Origin of the sequence: Paenibacillus sp. GYB004, assembly GCF_036577605.1 — a bacterium.
GTDB lineage: Bacteria > Bacillota > Bacilli > Paenibacillales > NBRC-103111 > Paenibacillus_AB > Paenibacillus_AB oceani.
Window position 1 is genome coordinate 1 of record NZ_JARBDB010000006.1, and the last position, 1,508, is coordinate 1,508.

The 1,508-nt window shown below is 47.3% G+C and carries 1 protein-coding gene; it reads right to left on the reverse strand.

The window, feature by feature from the left end; translation table 11 throughout:
* Positions 1-2: 2 nt before the first annotated feature.
* A complete protein-coding gene (locus PV433_RS03755; RefSeq protein WP_332070857.1) occupies positions 3-1,355 on the reverse strand; it encodes an IS4 family transposase in 1,353 nt (450 codons plus the stop codon).
* Positions 1,356-1,508: the final 153 nt, after the last annotated feature.

Genomic DNA, 1,508 nt, shown 5'->3' on the forward strand with positions numbered 1-1,508 from the left:
ACTCAACTTTCGCAGCTTAGATTAGCGAATAAACCCTTAATGTACAAGGGCAAATCGGCCATCCACTCTTGGAGTTGACACAATACCGTTTGTTTGCTGCGTTTGTTCTTGGCTTCAGCCATATCTAAGAATAAAGACATCAGTTGTTGAAGGGCGGTCTGGTAGTCCAGGTCACGAACTTCATCCGCATACAAGAAGAACAGCCCGCCGAGCGTGCGTGTATCTCCCGCTTGTCTTCGCTCAAATTCCATGACTAGGTAGCGGCTAAACACGACGGTCGTGTGGCTAATGAGCATGTCAAAAGATCGGCCCTGAAACTCGGTTCCCAGTTTCAGATAGCTTTTGGTTACCTTGAAAAAAGTCTCAATGCTCCATCGCATGCCGTAGATACGCACGATCTCGCTCGATTCTAAAGCCAAGTCCGTACTGAGTATGGCCAGCCATTCACGGCGTTTGTTACGGTTTTGAACAAACACGAGTTTGACAGACACTCCGCATGATGTCTGGGTAATGACAGAACTCCAAATAGAAGATTTCTTGTTCTTGGGCAGGCTGCGGAACAGTTCACTCAGCGTTAAACGTTGGCCTTGGTAGGTATAGCGCTGTTTCATCTCTTTGACCATTCCAATCGTGTCCAGCCCCTCAGCCAAGAGTTGGCGAATGAGCGGCATCTGTGTGAACCAACTGTCCATTAATACGTAATCCGCATGGAAGCCAGTACGCAAAGCACGTTGAATCAAGCCAATCACTGCATCAGGCTTACGAGTGAGCGCCTCTAATCGCCGTTTGTAACCATGGCATCGCTTTGTGATCACTGTCGTCATCTCGGTTAGGCGATTCACGATGTTGGCTGACGAGAGCATGACGAAGTCGACTGGAGCGAAGCTGAAGCCGTCCGACCAGCCAAGCGTCAGCATCGTGTAGCCCTTGGCAAATCGGCCTGTTGTATGGTCAAACACCTTGGCAAGTAGCTCAGCCTTTTTACTGCGATTACGCTGCAGTGTGGAATCATCAATGATGAAAACTTTTACCCGTTTGGCCGAGGTAAGCGATGTGAACTGCCGAACCACCGACAAGCTTAGCGAATGAAGAAAAGTCCGCCATGCAAAGCCTGGATGATTCAAGAAACGGTAAACGACATCCTTGCCTGGCAAAGAAGATCCGCGGTTGCTTTCTAACAAACGAAACCAGTTCTTGCCCTCGAAGACAAGCGAAAACAGCAACTGAAAAACAGCAAGCGTAGAGAGACCAAAAGATTTTCGAATCCCCGCCTTGCGAAGCAATTTGCCGATTTGAAGAGAATGAAATACGGAAGAAAAACGAGACTGGTCAGACAGGGAACGATGGTGTACCATTGAGATTACACACCTTTCTTTGTTTGCATGGTTGCTCGACACTTCCATGATACCAAACAAAGAGGGTGTTTTTTGTCAATTAAAAGAAAAAAAGGGTATTGGCTCTTAAAGCTACAAGGGATTCAACCTATTTTGCAACTGCGAAAGTTGAGT

What these genes read in the sequence shown, in the direction of transcription:
- PV433_RS03755 (WP_332070857.1), bottom strand. Translation starts at nt 1,355, where the DNA reads ATGGTACACCATCGTTCCCTGTCTGACCAGTCTCGTTTTTCTTCCGTA.